The sequence below is a fragment of the Streptomyces sp. NPDC019937 genome (assembly GCF_040631655.1).
In the GTDB taxonomy this organism is placed as follows: domain Bacteria; phylum Actinomycetota; class Actinomycetes; order Streptomycetales; family Streptomycetaceae; genus Streptomyces.
In genome coordinates this window covers 83,214-99,573 of the sequence record NZ_JBEYAL010000013.1, presented here as the reverse complement: position 1 = coordinate 99,573, position 16,360 = coordinate 83,214, and the positions used below count along the sequence as shown (strand labels likewise).

Below are 16,360 nucleotides of genomic sequence, written 5' to 3'. Positions count from 1 at the left end.
CCGCGCCCGGGCCGGAGAACCTTCCGGCCCGGCGCCCGCCTCGGGAAGGGATCGGCCACGTGTCCTCCTCGCCCCCTTCGCCCTCCGCGTCCCCCTCCTCCTTCCGCACCGTTCCGCCGGCCGCCGACATCGTGATCATCGGCGGTGGCGTCATGGGCACCAGCACCGCCTTCCACCTGGCCGAGGCCGGAGTGGCGAACATCGTCGTCGTCGAACGCGGAGAGCTGGGCTGCGGCAGCTCGGGCAAGCCCATCGGCGGCGTCCGGGCCCAGTTCTCCGACCCGCTGAACATCCAGCTGGGCAGCCGTAGCCTGCGCGCCTACCAGGACTTCCCGCGACGCCCCGGCGCCGACATCCGGCTCGACAGGGTCGGCTACCTCTTCCTGCTCACCAGCGAGCAGCAGGCCACGGACTTCGAGGCCTGCGTGCGCACCCAGAACGGCCTCGACGTGCCCAGCCGCATGATCGGCCCGCGGGAGGCACAGCGGCTGTGCCCCTACATCAGCACCGACGGGCTCGTGGCCGCCGTCCACTCGCCCACCGACGGCCACGCCCGCCCCGGGCTGGTCATCCAGGGCTACGCGCGCGCCGCCGCCCGGGCCGGAGTCACCTTCGCCACGCACACCGCCGTCACCGCCATCGACACCGCCGGGGACCGGGCCACCACCGTGCACACCGACCACGGGCCGATCTCCTGCGCCACCGTGATCTGCACCGCGGGCGCCTGGTCGGCGCGGATCGGGGACATGCTCGGCATCGACCTCCCGGTGCGCCCGGTGCGCCGTCAGGTGGCCTTCACCGCCCCGCTCAGCCCGCCCGCCCCGCGCATCCCCTTCACCATCGACTTCTCCTCCACGGCCTACTTCCACAACAGCGACGACGGGCTGCTGTTCGGCCTCGCCGACCCCGGCCAGGCCGACGGCTACGACACCACCTGGACCCCGGAGTGGCTGGAGCTGTTCCGCGCCGCCGCACGCCGTCGGGCCCCGGCCCTGGCCGACATGGAGACGTCCGGCGGCTGGGCCGGGCTCTACGAGATCACCCCGGACCACAACGCGCTGATCGGCCGCTCCGGCGAATCGGGCAACGTGCTTTACGCGACCGGGTTTTCCGGGCATGGCTTCCTGCAGGCCCCGGCGGTCGGCGAGATCGTCCGGGACCTGTATCTGGACCGCACACCGTTCCTCGACGTCACGCCGTTCAGCGCCGACCGCTTCACCACCGGAGCGCAGGCGCGTCCCGAAGCCCATGTGGTGTGAACCGCCCACGTGGTGTGAACCGCCAACCGAAAGGCAGCACTTCCGATGACCAGCCGGACACATCGTCAGTGGCAGCTGCGCGCCGCGTTCGCCGCCCGGCTCTCGGACATGTACGGGCGGGAGGTCCCCGCCTACACCACCCTTGTGGACGTCTCCCGCGAGGTCAACGACGACGTGCTGCGCACCCGGGGCGCCGACGCCGAGCGGCTGGGCTCCATCAGCCGGGTCACCGCGGAGCGCCACGGCGCGATCCGGGTCGGCACCCCGCGGGAGATGAGCCAGGTCGCGCGCGTCTTCGGCGCCCTCGGCATGCACCCGACCGGCTTCTACGACCTGCGCGAGGCCGCCGCCAGCGCGGTGCCCGTCGTCTCCACCGCCTTCCGCCCCACCGACGGCGAGGAGCTGGCGCGCAACCCGTTCCGCGTCTTCACCTCCATGCTCACCCCCGCCGACCCGCGCTTCTTCGACGACGACCTGCGCGCCCGGCTGGAAACCTTCCTCGCCGCCCGTGAGTTGTTCCCGCCGGAACTGCTCGCCCTCGCCGACCGGGCCGAGGCGACAGGCGAACTGCCCGAAGCGGAGGCGGAACGCTTCCTCCACCTGGCGGTGCGGGCCTTCGAGCTGTCGACCGAGCCGATCGACCGGGGCTGGTACGCGACCCTGGAGCGGGTCTCCGCCGTCGCCGCGGACATCGGCGGCGTCCGCTCCACCCACATCAACCACCTCACCCCGCGCGTGCTGGACATCGACGAGCTGTACCGGCGCATGACCGACCGCGGCATCGAAATGATCGACACCATCCAGGGGCCCCCGCGCTGGGACGGCCCCGATCTGCTGCTGCGCCAGACCTCCTTCCGCGCCCTCGCCGAACCCCGCGCCATGCGCACCGCCGACGGCGGCGTGACCAGCGGGGCGCTGCGGGTGCGGTTCGGTGAGGTCGAGGCGCGCGGCATCGCCCTCACCCGCGAGGGCCGCGCCCTCTACGACCGGCTGCTGACCCGTATCGACGAGGAGGCCGCCACCCGCCCCGATGCGGACCGCGGTGACATCGCCCGCGCGCTGTGGGCCGCGCACGTCCCCGCCACCGAACAGCAGCTCGCCGACCGGAAACTGGGCTACTTCACCTACCACGCCGTGCCCGGCCGGCCACGGGACGGCAGCCGCCCGCCCGCCGACCTCGGCGACCTGGTGGCCCAGGGCTGGCTGCGCGCCGAACCCATCGTCTACGAGGACTTCCTGCCCCGCTCCGCCGCCGGGATCTTCCAGTCCAACCTCACCGGAGAAGGCGCCCGCAACAACGACCACGCGGGAACCGCCTACGACAGCGCCTGGCTGTCCGGCGCCATCGGCCGCGACGTCCTCGACCCCTTCGCCCTCTACGAGCAGCAGCAGAACCGCTCCATCGCCGAGGCCGCCGGAGCGCTGGAACTCGACGGCGCGCTCGGCTGACACCGCGACGCACCCCGCCCACCCCCGACCTCTCCAGGGAGTACCCATGACGAGCACCGCCCTTCCCACCACCGAGGAGCTGCGCGGCCGGGCCCGCACCGCCCTGGAGCGCGTCGGTGCCCGCGTCCCGGAGGGCAGCGGTCTCACCGCCCGCACCCCGATCACCGGCGAGGATCTGTTCGGCCTGGCCGCCGCGACCCCGGCCGGCGCCGAGGAGGCCATCGCCGCCTCCCGCGCGGCCTTCCTCACCTGGCGCACCACCCCCGCGCCCCGGCGCGGCGAACTACCGCGCCGCCTGGGCGAGTTGCTGCGCGACCACAAGGGCGACCTGGCCGACCTCATCACCATCGAGGCGGGCAAGATCCGCTCCGAGGCGCTGGGCGAGGTCCAGGAAATGATCGACATCTGTGACTTCGCCGTCGGCCTGTCCCGCCAGCTCTACGGACGCACCATCGCCTCCGAACGCCCCGGCCACCGGCTCGCCGAGACCTGGCACCCGCTCGGTGTCGTCGGCGTCATCTCCGCGTTCAACTTCCCCGCCGCCGTCTGGTCCTGGAACACCGCCGTCGCCCTGGCCTGCGGCGACACCGTGATCTGGAAGCCGTCCGACCTCACCCCGCTGATCTCCCTGGCCTGCGACCGGCTCCTCGCCCGGGCCGCCGAGGACGTCGGCGCGCCCCGCGACGTCCACCGGCTGCTGCTCGGCGACCGCGCCATCGGCGAGAAGCTCGTGGACGACCCCCGGGTCGCCCTCGTCAGCGCCACCGGCTCCACCCGCATGGGCCGTGAGGTGGGCCCCCGCGTCGCCGCCCGCTTCGGCCGCAGCCTGCTCGAACTCGGCGGCAACAACGCCGCCGTCGTCGCCCCCTCCGCCGACCTCGACCTCGCCGTCCAGGGCATCGTGTTCGCCGCGGCCGGCACCGCCGGGCAGCGCTGCACGACGCTGCGCCGCCTCATCGTCCACCGGACAATCGCCGACACCCTCATCGCCCGGCTGACCGCCGCCTACACCACACTCCCCATCGGCAACCCCTTCGACGAGGACACCCTCGTCGGCCCACTCATCTCCACCACGGCCCTCGACGGCATGCGACACGCCCTCACCCGCGTCCAGGCCGAAGGCGGCAAGATCCTGGCGGGCGGCAACCGCCGCCTGGCCGAGGAGCTGCCGCTGGCCGCCTACGCCGAACCCGTCATCGTCCGCGTGGACGAGCAGAGCGAGGTCGTACGGGAGGAGACGTTCGCCCCGATCGTGTACGTCATGACCTACGACACCCTCGAGGAGGCCATCGCCCTGCACAACGACGTCCCACAGGGCCTGTCCTCCAGCATCTTCACCCGCGACCAGCGGGAAGCCGAACTCTTCCTCTCCGCCGAGGGATCCGACTGCGGCATCGCCAACGTCAACATCGGCACCTCCGGGGCCGAGATCGGTGGCGCCTTCGGGGGCGAGAAGGAAACCGGTGGCGGCCGCGAGTCCGGCTCCGACTCCTGGCGCGCCTACATGCGCCCGGCCACCAACACCATCAACTACTCCAGCCGGCTCGCCCTCGCCCAGAACGTCAGCTTTCTCTGACGTCAGCTTCGTTCGACGGCGGGTGTGAAGAAGTTGACGAGATTGCCGTCCGGGTCACGGAACAGCAGCGACCGGTTGCCCCAGGGCATCGTGGTGGGCTCCTTGACGACATCCTCCACGAAGCCGGTCAGGTTCCGGTACACCTCGTCCACGTCGTCCACCCGGAACTCCAGGATGACGCTGCGGTTGTCGGCCGGGTGGGACGAGCCGGGCGCGAACAGCGGGACGGTGCGGGTGCTGCCGATCGCCAGAGTGGCCGAGGCAGTCCTCAGCTCGGCGAAGTCCTCGGTGGACCAGTGCGCCCGCACGCCGGTGACGCGTTCGTAGAAGCCGACGAGGCGGGTGATGTCGCCCGTGATGACGCGGATCGAGACGAAGTTCATGGTTGCTCTCCTGGCATGGGTTTTCCGGTGCTTCGGAGCGCACGCTACGGCGGATACCGGGCAGAACCCGCCCGGTATTTGCGGCAGACTTGCCCGTATGCCGCGACCCATCGCCCGTGTGCTCACCCTGCTGGAGCTTCTGCAGTCGGGCGGCCTCCGCACCGTTTCCGAACTCGCCGACCGGCTCGGCGTGGACGAGCGCACGGTCCGGAGGTACGCCGACCACCTCATCGACCTCGACGTGCCCGTCGAGTCGGTGCGCGGCCGCTACGGCGGCTACCGGCTCGCCCCCGGATACCGCCTGCCCCCGCTCATGCTGACCGACGACGAAGCGCTCGCCGTGCTGCTCGGCCTGGCCGCCGGCCGGCGCGGTGGCCTGACGGCGGCCACCGGCACGGCGGCCACGGACACCGCGGGCGAGACGGCGGCGGCCAAGATCCGGCGGGTGCTGCCCGAACGGCTCCGCCGCCGGCTCGACGCCGTGCTCGACTCCCTCGCCTTCACGGCCCCGCCTCCCGATGCGTCGGCCGCCCCGCAGGCCCCGGTCCTGCTGACGGTCGCCGACGCGGTGCGCCATCACCGGCCGGTCCGGATCCGGTACACCGCCGCCGACGGCCGCAGCGGCGACCGCACCCTGCACCCGTACGGGCTCGTCGCCCACGCGGGCAAGTGGTACGTGACCGGCGTGGACCCCGCGATCGGCGAGGACCGCACGTTCCGGCTGGACCGCGTCGCCGAGGCGCGGACCCTGCCCGGCTCCTTCGAACCGCCCACCGGTCCCGACCCGGCGCGGCGCGTCCTGGAAGGGCTCGCCACCGCGCCGTACCGGCACCGGGTGACCCTGCGGATCCAGGGGACGGCCGAACGGATCCACACCCGGCTGCCGGCGAGCGTCGCGATCGTGGAGGAGATCCCTTCCCGGCCCGCGTCCCCGCCCTGGTCCCGCGTCGAACTGCGCGTGGAACGGCTCGACTGGCTGCCCGGTGTGCTCGCGTCGCTGGACCTGCCGTTCGTCATCGAGCGCCCCGACGAGCTGCGCGACCTCGTCGCGGCGCTCGCCGACCGGCTCGCCCGCGCGGCCCGCGCATGAGGGGCGTTCAGCGCGCCGATGCGGCCCGGGCCGCCGCGAGTGCCTGCTCGGCGTAGCCGCGTCCGAACAGCACCGCGTGCACCAGCAGCGGGAAGAGCTGGTGCAGCCCGATGCGGTCCGCCCAGCCGTCGGCGAGCGGTGCCGCCTCCTGATAGCCCTCCAGCACCCGGTCCAGATGCGGACAGCCGAACAGGTGCAGCATCGCCAGATCGGTTTCCCGGTGGCCGCCGTGCGCGGCCGGATCGATCAGCCAGGCCCGCCCGTCGGCGTCCCACAGCACATTGCCGTTCCACAGATCGCCGTGCAGCCGGGCGGGCGGCTCGGCGGGGCCCGCCAGATCCGGCAGACGCTCGCAGACGCGCTCGATCGCGGGCGCCTCGGAGGCACGCACCGTGCCGTCGTCCACCGCGCGGCGCAGATAGGGCAGCACCCGGTGCTCGGCGTACCAGCGCGGCCAGTCCTCGCCGGTGACGTTGCGCATCGGGGCCAGCCCGATGTACGCGTCCTTCGGACCGCCCGGCGGCGGGGCGCCGAACGCGGGCGCGCCGGACGCGTGCAGCGCGGCCAGCTCGCGCCCGAACCGGACCGCCGCCCCGGCACCCGGCCGACCGGACGGCACCCGGCCCGTCACCAGCCAGCGCGGGTCGTGGCCGTGCACGGCCGGGACGCGGACCGTGCCGCTGTCGGCCAGCCAGCGCAGCCCGGCCGCCTCGGCCTCCACCGCGCCGGGGTCGTCACCGCGCTTGACCATCACCACCTGCCCGCCGTCGAGGGTGACTTCGGCGAGCGCCCCGGACATCGCGCGCTCACCGGTCACCGGGCGGCCGGTGAGACGGCCCGCCGCCGCTCCCGGGCCTTCGCCGGTCATGCGCCCACGCGCTCGCGCGCCCAGGCGAGCAGGCCGGGCGTCGCGGCTTCGATCATGTCCAGCACCGTGTCGAATCCCTCCGGGCCGCCGTAGTACGGATCGGGCACATCCAGGTCGCCCGTCGCGTCCGGGTCGAAGGACCGCAGCATCCGGACCCGGGACGGATCGTCGACCAGCCGGCGCAGCGCCCGCGCGTGGCCGCCGTCCATCGCCAGGATCAGGTCGGCGTCCAGATGCTCGGCGCCGACCTGGGCCGCGACGTGTCCGACCGGATAGCCCCGCCGGGCCAGCACCTCACCGGCCCGCTCGTCGACGGCCTCGCCGACGTGCCAGGGGCCGATACCGGCACTGGTGACCCGTACCGCACCGTCGAGCCCCGCGCGGCGCAGATGCTCGGCGAAGACCAGCGCGGCGGACGGCGAGCGGCAGATGTTCCCGCTGCAGACGAAGCAGATGTGCACGGCCCCCAGCGTACGGCCGCCCGCCGTGCCCGGATGGCACCGGGGGCGCCCGGACCCGCGGCCTGCGCCACGCGGCCATGTCCACGCCCGCCGCCGGGCGGTAGCGTCGCGATCATGCATCCGTTACGCGACGACCTCACCGACCAGGCCCCGGCCGATCCCGCCGCCACCGACGACGTGCTGGCGAACCAGCCCGTCGGCTACTGGACCGGGCTGGCCCACACCACCGTCACCCGGCATCTGCGCGACGCGATGGCCAGGATCGACGTCACCCAGCCGCAGTACTGGGTGCTCAACTGCGTGCACTCCTGGCCGGCCCCGCCGAGCCGTGCGGAGGTGACCGCGCGGCTGACACCCCTCGCGGACGGGCCGCACGAGATCGCCCGTGTCATCGACCAGCTGCTGCACCGCGACTGGCTGCGGGCCGACGCCGGGCAGTGCCTGCACCTCACCGGCGCGGGCGAAGCCGCCCGCGTCCGGCTGCGCGCGCTGGTCACCGAGGTGCGGGCCGTCGTCCACGAGGGCGTCGGCGACGAGGAGTACGTGGCCGCGCTCACGGTGCTGCGCACGATGGTCGCCAACGTCCAGCGCGCCGAGGGCGTTACGTGAGCAGCGGCAGGGCCGGGAAGGTGTGGTCCTGCCAGAGGCGGCGGGAGGCCTCCTCCGGGTAGGGAGTGACCTCGGGGGGCGCGTCGAAGACCTGGGTGAGGCGGCGGTCGGGGTCGTACGGGGGCCAGCCCGGGTCGCCCGTCGTGGCGAACGCGGTCCAGGCCGTGCGGAACCGGGACGACAGCGCCTCGGCCTCCGGCGAGGGGCCGGAGCCGCCGAACAGGAGCATGCCGAGGTCGGCGTCGAAGGTGCCGAACAGCAGCGGTATGTCCAGGCCGTGGCAGGCGCCCATGGCGCCGCCGCCCGCCGGGGCGGGCCAGGTCAGCTCGTACAGGTGGGCGCGGCCGCCCCCGGCCACCTGGGCCTCGGCCAGCCGCAGCGAGGGCATGCGGAACAGCCAGTCGGACTGGACCCGTTCGTGGAGCTCGGCGGGCGAGGCTTCGGGGAAGGCGGCGCGATAGGCCCGTTCGCCGTCCGGCCCCGGCCCGAACGCGCGCAGTGCCGCCGCCGCTTCCTCCTCACCGGCCCGGCCGAGCTGCCCGCCGAGGGCGAGGAACAGCCGGTACTCGTCCCTGTTGTGCCCGGCGATCAGCTCCACATCGCGTGCCGCCCCCGTCGCCAGCGCCTGCCACGGGGTGGTCGGCAGCACCTCGCCGTCCACGACGGGCGCGAAGGGGGTCAGGGTGTGGACGACCTGCCCCCACCGCTCCTCGTACCGGCGCATCCTGGGACCCAGCGCCTCACCCGTGGCGGGGAGTTGGCGCGGATCCACCGTGGACAGATCCGCGGCCGTCGGCCGCAGGCCCGCCTCGGCGGCGAGCGCGCCCGCGATGTCCCCGGCCAGCTCGCCGGAGAAGTACGTGCCCGGCACGCTCTGCGCGATGGCGCGCCGGAACAGCCCCGCCGCGCTCGGCATGGCCAGCAGCGCGGCGACCGATCCGGCTCCGGCCGACTCCCCGAACACGGTGACCCGGCCGGGGTCGCCGCCGAACGCCGCGATGTTCTCCCGCACCCACTCCAGGGCCGCGACCTGGTCGAGCAGACCCCGGTTGGCGGGCGCCCCGTCGAGGTGGGCGAAGCCCTCGACGCCGACCCGGTAGTTGAGGGTGACCACGACGACGTCGCCGTCGCGGGCGATGTGCCGGGCGTCGTAGCCGGGGCTGCCGGAGTGGCCGAGCTTGTAGGCGCCGCCGTAGATCCACACCATCACCGGGCGGCGGGCCGCCGGATCCGGTTCGGGCGTCCAGACGTTGACCGTCAGCCAGTCGTCGCCCGTCGGCGCCTCCAGCACACCGGCGCGGCCCAAGAACGCCGACTCCTGCGGGGGCGGCGGGCCGAAGACGAAGGCGTCCCGCGTGCCGTCCCAGGCGCGCACCGGGCGCGGCGCCTGGAACCGCGCGTCCCCCACCGGCGGCTCGGCGAACGGGATGCCGCGGAACACGGCCAGACCGTCCTCCCGGCGGCCACGCACCGCACCGGCGGCGGTGCGCACCACGGGCTCGGCGGACCCGGCCGCCGTCGCGCGGGACTCGGCTGTCGTCATCGATGACTCCTCAACGTGCCTCGGGAATGGGTCCGTAGGGGACTATGTCCCCCTACGATGCACGGGCCGTATCCGCGTGCCCCGGCCGGGGTGTCCGGTCACCCCGTGCGGTAGAGCGCGGTGATCAGCTCGATCACCGCCTGCCCCGCGGGATGCGGATCGTCCCGCCACCAGCCCAGCCGCACCGCGATCGGCTCGGCGTCGCGCACCGGCCGGTAGGCGACGCCGGGCCGCGGATACTGGTGTGCGGTGGACTCGGCCGTCATCCCCACGCAGCGGCCCGTGGAGATCAGGTTGAGCCAGTCCTCGATGTCCTGGGTCTCCTCGGTGGCCGGGCGGGAGCCGGGCGGCCACAGCTCGGGCGTGGTGGTCCCGGTGCGCCGGTCGACCAGCAGCGTGCGGTCGCCGATGTCGGCGAGCCTGAGGGAGCGGCGCGAGGCCAGCGGGTCGTCCGCCGCCATCGCGCACAGCCGCCGCTCGAGACCCACGATGGCGGAGTCGAAGCGGCGGTCCTCCAGGGGCCTGCGCAGCACGGCCAGATCGCAGGCGCCTTCCGCCAGACCGGCCGTGGTGGCGTTGACCCGCACCAGGTGCAGATCGGTCTCCGGATGCGCGGCGGCCCAGCGGCGCTGGAAGGCGGGGGTGTGGCTGCCCAGCGCCGACCAGGCGTAGCCGATCCGCAGCCGGGTGTGGCCCGACCTGGCCTCCCGCACCAGACCGTCCACCTCCCCGAGCACCCGCCGGGCGTGCGCCACCACCCGCAGTCCGGTGGCGGTCGGGGCCACGGTCCGGGAGGTCCGCCGCAACAGCCGCACCCCGAGGGCGCGTTCGAGCGAGGCCAGGGTGCGGGACACGGCCGCCTGGGAGACCCCGAGCGCGATCGCGGCATCGGTGAACGTGCCCTCGTCCACGATCGCGACGAGACAGCGCAACTGCCGCAGCTCCACATCCATAACCCAAGCGTATAGGTACGTCGTCCAACGCATTTTGCGCAACGGTCCCGCCACCGCACGATCGGGGCATGGACGCAGCCCCCGCCCCCGTCTCCGCCCAGCGGATCGCCTCCTCACACCACACCGGCCCGGACGTGCCCCGCCCAGCGGGCCGGAAACCGGCCGGCCGGGTTCCGGCCGGTGTGCTCACCATGGCCGGCAGCGGCCTGTCCAACCAGACCGGCGCCGCGATCGGCTCCCTCGCCTTCCCCGTGCTCGGAGCCACCGGCGTCGTCGCGGTGCGCCAGTACGTCGCCGCCATCGTCCTGCTGGCCGTCGGGCGCCCCCGCTGGCGGACCTTCACCAAGGAACAGTGGGGGCCGGTACTGCTGCTGGCCCTGGTCTTCGGCGCCATGAACCTGTCCCTGTACAGCGCCATCGACCGCATCGGCCTCGGGCTGGCGGTGACCCTGGAATTCCTCGGCCCGCTCACCATCGCCCTGTCCGCCTCCCACCGCCGCACGGACGCGTGCTGCGCGCTGGTCGCGCTGGCGGGCGTCGTCACCCTGATGCGCCCCCAGCCCTCCACCGACTACGCGGGCCTCGGCCTCGGGCTGCTGGCCGCCGCCTGCTGGGCGTCGTACATCCTGCTCAACCGCACCGTCGGCCGCCGCGTCCCCGGAGCGCAGGGGTCGGCGGCCGCCGCCGCGCTCTCCGCCCTGCTGTTCCTGCCCGTCGGAATCGTCATCGCCGTGCGGCACCCGCCGACCCCGGGGGCGGCCGGGTACGCCATCGTCGCCGGTGTCCTCTCCTCCGCCGTGCCCTACCTCGCCGACCTGTTCACCCTGCGCCGCGTGCCCGCCCAGACCTTCGGGCTCTTCATGAGCGTCAACCCGGTCCTCGCCGCCGTCGTAGGATGGATCCTCCTCGGCCAGAACCTGGGCTGGACGGAGTGGGCGAGCATCGGCGCCATCGTCGCGGCCAACGCGCTCAGCATCCTCACCTCGCGCGCCTGACGGCCCCGGCCCCGCGCCCGGGGGCGCCCGTCCGGGTGACTGTGCCGGGGCGGGCCCCGCATGGCGGCCGCGGAACGGGAACCCGCATGGTGGCGCCCCGGACGGTCCGGTCGCGCCGCACCGGGAAGGCGGTACCGCTATGGGTCTGCCCCATGGCCACGCACACGGCACCGTGACACAGCGGCTGATCGGCGACCACCTCGTGTCCGGCCGCATGGTGCCGGGGGAGGAGATCGCGCTGCGCGTGGACCAGACGCTCACCCAGGACGCCACCGGCACCCTGGTGATGCAGGAACTGGAGGCGCTGGCGCTGGACCGGGTCCGGACACAGGTCAGCGTCCAGTACGTCGACCACAACATCCTGCAGGCCGATGAGCGCAACGCCGAGGACCATGAGTTCCTGCGCTCGGCCGCCCGCCGCTTCGGCCTGTGGTTCTCCAAACCCGGCAACGGGGTCTCCCACCCCACCCACATGCAGCACTTCGGCGCCCCCGGCAGAACACTCGCCGGGTCCGACTCGCACACCTGCGCGGGCGGCTCCCTGGGCATGCTGGCGATCGGCACCGGCGGCCTGGAAGTCGCCCTCGCCATGGCCGGACGGCCGCTCCACCTCACCATGCCGAAGATCTGGGGCATCCGGCTGACCGGAGAACTGCCACCATGGGTCAGCGCCAAGGACGTGATCCTGGAGCTGCTGCGCCGTCACGGGGTGCAGGGCGGCGTCCACCGCGTGCTGGAATACCACGGGCCGGGGCTGGCCTCCCTCACCGCCATGGACCGCCACGTCATCGCGAACATGGGGGCGGAACTCGGCGCCACCACCACCGTCTTCCCCTCCGACGACGCGGTGCGCCGCTTCCTGGAGGGGGTGGGGCGCGGCGCGGACTTCGTCCCGATCACCGCCGACGAGGACGCCTCGTACGACCTCGACGAGGAGATCGACCTGTCGTCCCTGGAGCCGCTGATCGCCCGGCCCACCTCCCCGGGAAACGTCGTGCCGGTCCGGGAGGCCGCCGGGGAGCCCATCGGGCAGGCGGTCATCGGCTCCTCCGCCAACCCCGGCTTCCGGGACTTCGCCGTACCGGCGGCCATGGTGGCGGGGCGGCAGACGGCGCCGGGGGTGAGCCTGGACATCAACCCGACGTCCCGCGAGATCCTTCAGGACCTGACGCGTTCGGGCGCCACGTTCGACCTGATCGCGGCCGGTGGCCGCATCCACCAGTCGGGCTGTCTCGGCTGCATCGGCATGGGTCAGGCGCCCGCGGCGGGGCGCAATTCGCTGCGTACCTTCCCGCGCAACTTCCCCGGCCGCTCCGGCACCGAGGACGACGCGGTGTGGCTGTGTTCACCGGAGACCGCCGCGGCCTCCGCACTGACCGGCGTCATCACCGATCCGCGTGAGTGGGCCGACCGGCTGTCGGCGACCCCTCCCACCCCGCACGCCCCCGAACCGCCGTCGGTCAACGACGCCATGCTGGAGCCACCGCTGCCGCCGGAGGAGGCCCGCCGCGTCCGGCTGCGGCGCGGCCCCAACATCTCCGCCCTGCCCGATCTCGATCCGCTGCCGGACACCCTCGAAGGCCCGGTCCTGCTGAAGGCCGGTGACGATGTCTCGACCGACGAGATCTCCCCGGCCGGGGCGAAGGCCCTGCCCTACCGGTCCAACATCCCGAAGCTGGCCGAGTTCACCCTCACCCGGCTGGACCCCGACTACCCCCGGCGCGCCGCGTCGGTCCGGGACGACACCGGGCACCTCATCGTGGCCGGGGAGAACTACGGCCAGGGCTCGTCGCGCGAACACGCCGCCATCACCCCGCGCTACCTCGGGCTGCGGGCGGTCATCGCCAAGTCGTACGCCCGCATCCACTGGCAGAACCTCGCCAACTTCGGCGTCCTCGCCCTCGAATTCGACGACCCCGGCGACTACGAGCGCGTCGAGACCGGCGACCGGCTGCGGCTGTCCGGTCTGCGCGAGGCCCTGGCCCGGCCGGACGACCCCGTGCTCCGCGTACGCAACACCACCCGGGACGAGGAATACCCGCTGCGCCACCGGCTCTCGCCCCGGCAGTGCGAGGCGGTCCTCGCGGGCGGGATCATCCCGGCCCTCGCCCGCTGACCGCCATCATTCGGCCCGGCGCGCGTGCATACCGGACCGGGCGCCGGGTACTCGCGGGCCACGCCGTCAGCTGATCCCCCGGGGGAACACGATGGCCAGGCTCTTCCGGTCCAGAATGCGGGCCGGTGGAGCCGCCCCGCGGCGGCTCGGCGGTCAGTCGAGACCGCCGCTCTCACAGACCTGCCGGGCGATGTCCCGCAGCTTGATGTTGCGCTCCTGGGACACGCGCCGCAGCACGTTGAAGGCATCGTCCTCACCGATCTTGAGGCGTTCCATGAGGATGCCCATGGCCTCACCGATGGTGTGCCGGGTGGAGAGCGCCTGCTGGAGCTGGTCGGCGGTGCGGGCGCTGGAGAACGCGACCGCGGCGTGCGAGGCCAGCAGCCAGCCCGCGGTCTCGCTGCCCTTGGTGAAGGTGCCCGTGCTCCGTGAATACAGGTTCAGCGAACCCAGTTCCTCTTCTCTCGTGTAGAGCAGGAATCCCATCATGCTCCCGATGCCCAGTTCGTGGGCCCGGCGCCCGTACTCGGGCCACTTCTCCTGCGGCTCGGCGAGGTCCTTGATCCGGTAGGCGGGCTCGCTGCGGAGCGCGGCGTCGAAGCACGGTCCCTCGCCGGTCTTCTCCTGCAACTGATCGGAGCGGACCACCAGACCGTCGGTGGGGGCCAGGGTCTCCACCCGCCGGCCGTGGAGGACGAGGATCCCGGCCGCGTCGCACCCTTCGACGATCTCCACGGCGCATTCGGTGATCCGGTCCAGCGTCGAGTCCACCGATTCCTGCGCCAGCAGGTCCCGCGCCATCACGGCCATCTGCTCCGCGAAGCTCTCCCAGTCCATGTGCACCGTCTCTCTCGCCAACATCCCCGCACGGACATCATGGGCCCTGAAGGGAGCGCCGGACCACGTACGGCAGGATGCCGCCGTGGCGGAGGTAGGCGAGCTCCTGGCGGGAGTGGACGCGCAGCCGTAGTTCCGCCGTGGTGTGGCGGCCGTCGTCCCCGTGGAGGTGGAGGATCACCCGGTTGGTGCCGACGCGCAGATGGCCGAGTCCTTCGAAGGAGAGTTCCTCCTCGCCGGTGAACGCGTGGGCCGACGCGCTGTCGCCCTCGGTGAACTCCAGGGGCAGGACGCCCATGCCGATCAGATTGCTGCGGTGGATGCGCTCGTACGACTCGGCGACGACCGCGCGCACCCCCAGCAGGGCCTGGGCCTTGGCCGCCCAGTCGCGGCTGGAGCCGGCGCCGTGGTTGCGGCCCGCGACGACGACCAGGTCGTAGCCCGCGTCGCGGTAGGTGGGCGCGGCCTCGTACACGGGCAGGACCTGGGCGCGGTCGGCGGTGTACGCGTGGGCGCCCGCTCCCCGCTGGGTGCCGGGCAGCAGATTGGTCACCGCCGGGTTGGTGAAGGCGCCGCGCAGCATGACCTCGTGGTTGCTGCGGCGGGTGGAGTACTGGTTGAGGTCGCGGCGGGCGACGTGGCGTTCGGCCAGCCAGCGGCCCGCCGCGCTGTCGGCGGGGATCCGGCCCGCGGGGGAGATGTGGTCGGTGGTGACGTCGTCGCCGAGCCGCAGCAGCACCTTCGCCCGGCCCAGGGTGACGCGGTCCGGGGCGGTGGCCGGCAGCCCGGTCAGATGCGGCGGGCGGCGGACGTAGGTCGACCCGGGGCTCCAGGGGAAGCGGGTGCTGCCCGGGGCTTCGACGCGGCGCCAGGCGTCGGTGCCGTGGTGGAGGCGGGCGGCGTTCGCCCGGAACAGCTCGGGGCGGACGTGTTCGGCGATGCGGGCGTTCACCTCCTCGTCGGTGGGCCAGAGGTCCGTCAGGTGGACGGGACGGCCGTCGGGGGTGGTGCCCAGGGGGTCGCGGTCGAAGTCGTGCAGGATCGACCCGGCCAGGGCATAGGCCACGACCAGGGGCGGGGAGGCCAGATAGGAGAGGGCGGTGCGCGGGTTGACCCGGCCGGCGAAGTTGCGGTTGCCGGACAGGACGGCGACGGGCTCGATGGCGTCCTGCTCGGCGAGGTGTTCCATCGCCGGGTGCAGCGGTCCGGAGTTGCCGATGCAGGTCATGCAGCCGAAGCCGACGATGTGGAAGCCGGTCTTCTCCAGCGCGGGCAGCAGTCCGGCCGCCCGCAGATACTCCTCGACGACCCGTGAACCGGGGGAGAGGGACGTCTTCACCCACGGCTTGGCGGCGAGCCCTGCCTCGACGGCCCGCTCGGCGAGCAGCCCCGCCTGCACCATGAGGGCGGGGTTGGCGGTGTTGGTGCAGCTGGTGATCGAGGCGATGGCCACCGGGCCCTCGGGGAGCGGTTCACCGAAGGCCGGATCGGTGGCGGCCGTCGCCCGGCCGGTGGCCGCCGTCGCCGTACGGTACGACGCGGGTACCCGCGACAGCGACAGCCGCTGGTGGGGGAGGTCCGGCCCGGCCATGCTCGGCTCCACCGTGCCGAGGTCGAGGTCGAGGACATCGTCGTAGCGGGGTTCGGGCCGGTCCTCGGTGCGCTTGAGGCCCTGGGCGGTCAGATAGGCGTCGACCAGCCGGACGTGCGCCTCGTCCCGTCCGCTGAGCCGCAGATAGGCGGCGGTCTCGTCGTCGTACGGGAAGTACACGCAGGTGGCCCCGTACTCGGGCGCCATGTTGGCGACCGCGGCGCGTTCCGCCCAGCCCAGCGTCGTGACACCGGTGCCGCAGAATTCGACGAACGCGTCCACCACGTCCCTGGCGCGCAAGCGCTCGGTCAGGGTGAGGGCGAGGTCGGTGGCGCCGACGCCGGGCCACTGCCACCGCGCCGTTCCTGACCGCGATCCCCGCGTCCTACGTCCTCGCCGCCCCGCTCAGCGCGCTGATCATGGACCATGTGGACTGGTTCGGCCTCAGCGGCTGGCGCTGGATGTTCATCCTGGAGGGCGCCCCGGCCGTACTGCTCGGGATCGCCTGCTTCTTCGTCCTGACCGAGCGCCCGGCCGACGCCACCTGGCTCACCCTCACCCTCGCCGTACGCGTCAGCTCCGCACCCCGCGCCGCGCGTGCCCGGGCCCGATGAGACGCCCCGGCCCACG

General features: G+C 73.6%; 14 protein-coding genes and 1 pseudogene. 8 read left to right on the top strand and 7 right to left on the bottom strand.

Annotation, left to right across the window (positions count from 1 at the left end; all coding sequences use genetic code 11):
• Window positions 1-59 precede the first annotated feature (59 nt).
• From ABZ562_RS15520 to ABZ562_RS15510, 3 genes are read left to right on the top strand one after another with little or no spacing between them, the layout of a single operon-like run.
• Window positions 60-1,259 carry an FAD-binding oxidoreductase gene (locus tag ABZ562_RS15520; RefSeq protein ID WP_361478886.1) on the top strand — a complete coding sequence of 400 codons (1,200 nt, stop codon included), beginning with the start codon at window positions 60-62 and terminating at the stop codon, window positions 1,257-1,259.
• Window positions 1,260-1,304: 45 nt separating this feature from the next.
• Complete coding sequence (locus ABZ562_RS15515; protein ID WP_361478687.1) at window positions 1,305-2,708, top strand: VOC family protein; 1,404 nt, start codon at window positions 1,305-1,307, stop codon at window positions 2,706-2,708.
• 46 nt (window positions 2,709-2,754) lie between these two features.
• Window positions 2,755-4,284 carry an aldehyde dehydrogenase family protein gene (locus ABZ562_RS15510; RefSeq protein WP_361478684.1) on the top strand — a complete coding sequence of 510 codons (1,530 nt, stop codon included), beginning with the start codon at window positions 2,755-2,757 and terminating at the stop codon, window positions 4,282-4,284.
• Window positions 4,285-4,286: 2 nt separating this feature from the next.
• On the opposite strand, the gene ABZ562_RS15505 is transcribed toward ABZ562_RS15510, so the two are convergent.
• Complete coding sequence (locus ABZ562_RS15505; protein WP_361478681.1) at window positions 4,287-4,667, bottom strand: VOC family protein; 381 nt, start codon at window positions 4,665-4,667, stop codon at window positions 4,287-4,289.
• 97 nt (window positions 4,668-4,764) lie between these two features.
• Between ABZ562_RS15505 and ABZ562_RS15500 the strand changes: the two genes are divergently transcribed.
• Window positions 4,765-5,757: a WYL domain-containing protein gene (locus tag ABZ562_RS15500; RefSeq protein ID WP_361478678.1), complete on the top strand. Its 993-nt coding sequence runs from the start codon at window positions 4,765-4,767 to the stop codon at window positions 5,755-5,757.
• 7 nt (window positions 5,758-5,764) lie between these two features.
• Here the strand turns inward: ABZ562_RS15500 and ABZ562_RS15495 are convergent, their stop codons facing one another.
• Together ABZ562_RS15495 and ABZ562_RS15490 are read right to left on the bottom strand one after the other, a co-directional pair.
• Entirely contained in the window at window positions 5,765-6,625 is an 861-nt protein-coding gene (locus tag ABZ562_RS15495) for a fructosamine kinase family protein (protein ID WP_361478675.1), read from the bottom strand.
• Window positions 6,622-7,086 carry a low molecular weight protein-tyrosine-phosphatase gene (locus ABZ562_RS15490; protein ID WP_361478672.1) on the bottom strand — a complete coding sequence of 155 codons (465 nt, stop codon included), beginning with the start codon at window positions 7,084-7,086 and terminating at the stop codon, window positions 6,622-6,624. The genes ABZ562_RS15495 and ABZ562_RS15490 overlap by 4 nt, the downstream gene beginning before the upstream one ends.
• Before the next feature lie 114 nt (window positions 7,087-7,200).
• Here ABZ562_RS15490 and ABZ562_RS15485 point away from each other — a divergent pair, with 114 nt between their 5' ends.
• Window positions 7,201-7,695 (top strand): MarR family winged helix-turn-helix transcriptional regulator, encoded by a 495-nt coding sequence (locus tag ABZ562_RS15485; protein WP_361478669.1) that lies wholly within the window; start codon window positions 7,201-7,203, stop codon window positions 7,693-7,695.
• On the opposite strand, the gene ABZ562_RS15480 is transcribed toward ABZ562_RS15485, so the two are convergent.
• Window positions 7,688-9,238 carry a carboxylesterase family protein gene (locus ABZ562_RS15480; RefSeq protein WP_361478666.1) on the bottom strand — a complete coding sequence of 517 codons (1,551 nt, stop codon included), beginning with the start codon at window positions 9,236-9,238 and terminating at the stop codon, window positions 7,688-7,690. The genes ABZ562_RS15485 and ABZ562_RS15480 overlap by 8 nt on opposite strands.
• A gap of 98 nt (window positions 9,239-9,336) precedes the next feature.
• Window positions 9,337-10,191, bottom strand: a complete 855-nt coding sequence (locus ABZ562_RS15475; RefSeq protein ID WP_361478662.1) for a LysR family transcriptional regulator — start codon at window positions 10,189-10,191, stop codon at window positions 9,337-9,339.
• Between the two features lie 68 nt (window positions 10,192-10,259).
• Here ABZ562_RS15475 and ABZ562_RS15470 point away from each other — a divergent pair, with 68 nt between their 5' ends.
• The gene (locus ABZ562_RS15470) at window positions 10,260-11,186 is read left to right on the top strand and encodes an EamA family transporter (RefSeq protein WP_361478659.1); all 927 of its coding nucleotides are present in this window, start codon (window positions 10,260-10,262) and stop codon (window positions 11,184-11,186) included.
• Window positions 11,187-11,325: 139 nt separating this feature from the next.
• Window positions 11,326-13,302 (top strand): aconitate hydratase, encoded by a 1,977-nt coding sequence (locus ABZ562_RS15465; protein WP_361478656.1) that lies wholly within the window; start codon window positions 11,326-11,328, stop codon window positions 13,300-13,302.
• 153 nt (window positions 13,303-13,455) lie between these two features.
• Here the strand turns inward: ABZ562_RS15465 and ABZ562_RS15460 are convergent, their stop codons facing one another.
• Entirely contained in the window at window positions 13,456-14,139 is a 684-nt protein-coding gene (locus ABZ562_RS15460) for a GAF and ANTAR domain-containing protein (RefSeq protein ID WP_361478653.1), read from the bottom strand.
• A gap of 37 nt (window positions 14,140-14,176) precedes the next feature.
• A pseudogene (gene acnA / locus ABZ562_RS15455) lies at window positions 14,177-16,063 on the bottom strand (aconitate hydratase AcnA); the annotation flags it as partial.
• Window positions 16,064-16,149: 86 nt separating this feature from the next.
• Here acnA and ABZ562_RS15450 point away from each other — a divergent pair.
• Window positions 16,150-16,344, top strand: a complete 195-nt coding sequence (locus ABZ562_RS15450; RefSeq protein ID WP_361478650.1) for a hypothetical protein — start codon at window positions 16,150-16,152, stop codon at window positions 16,342-16,344.
• Window positions 16,345-16,360 lie beyond the last annotated feature (16 nt).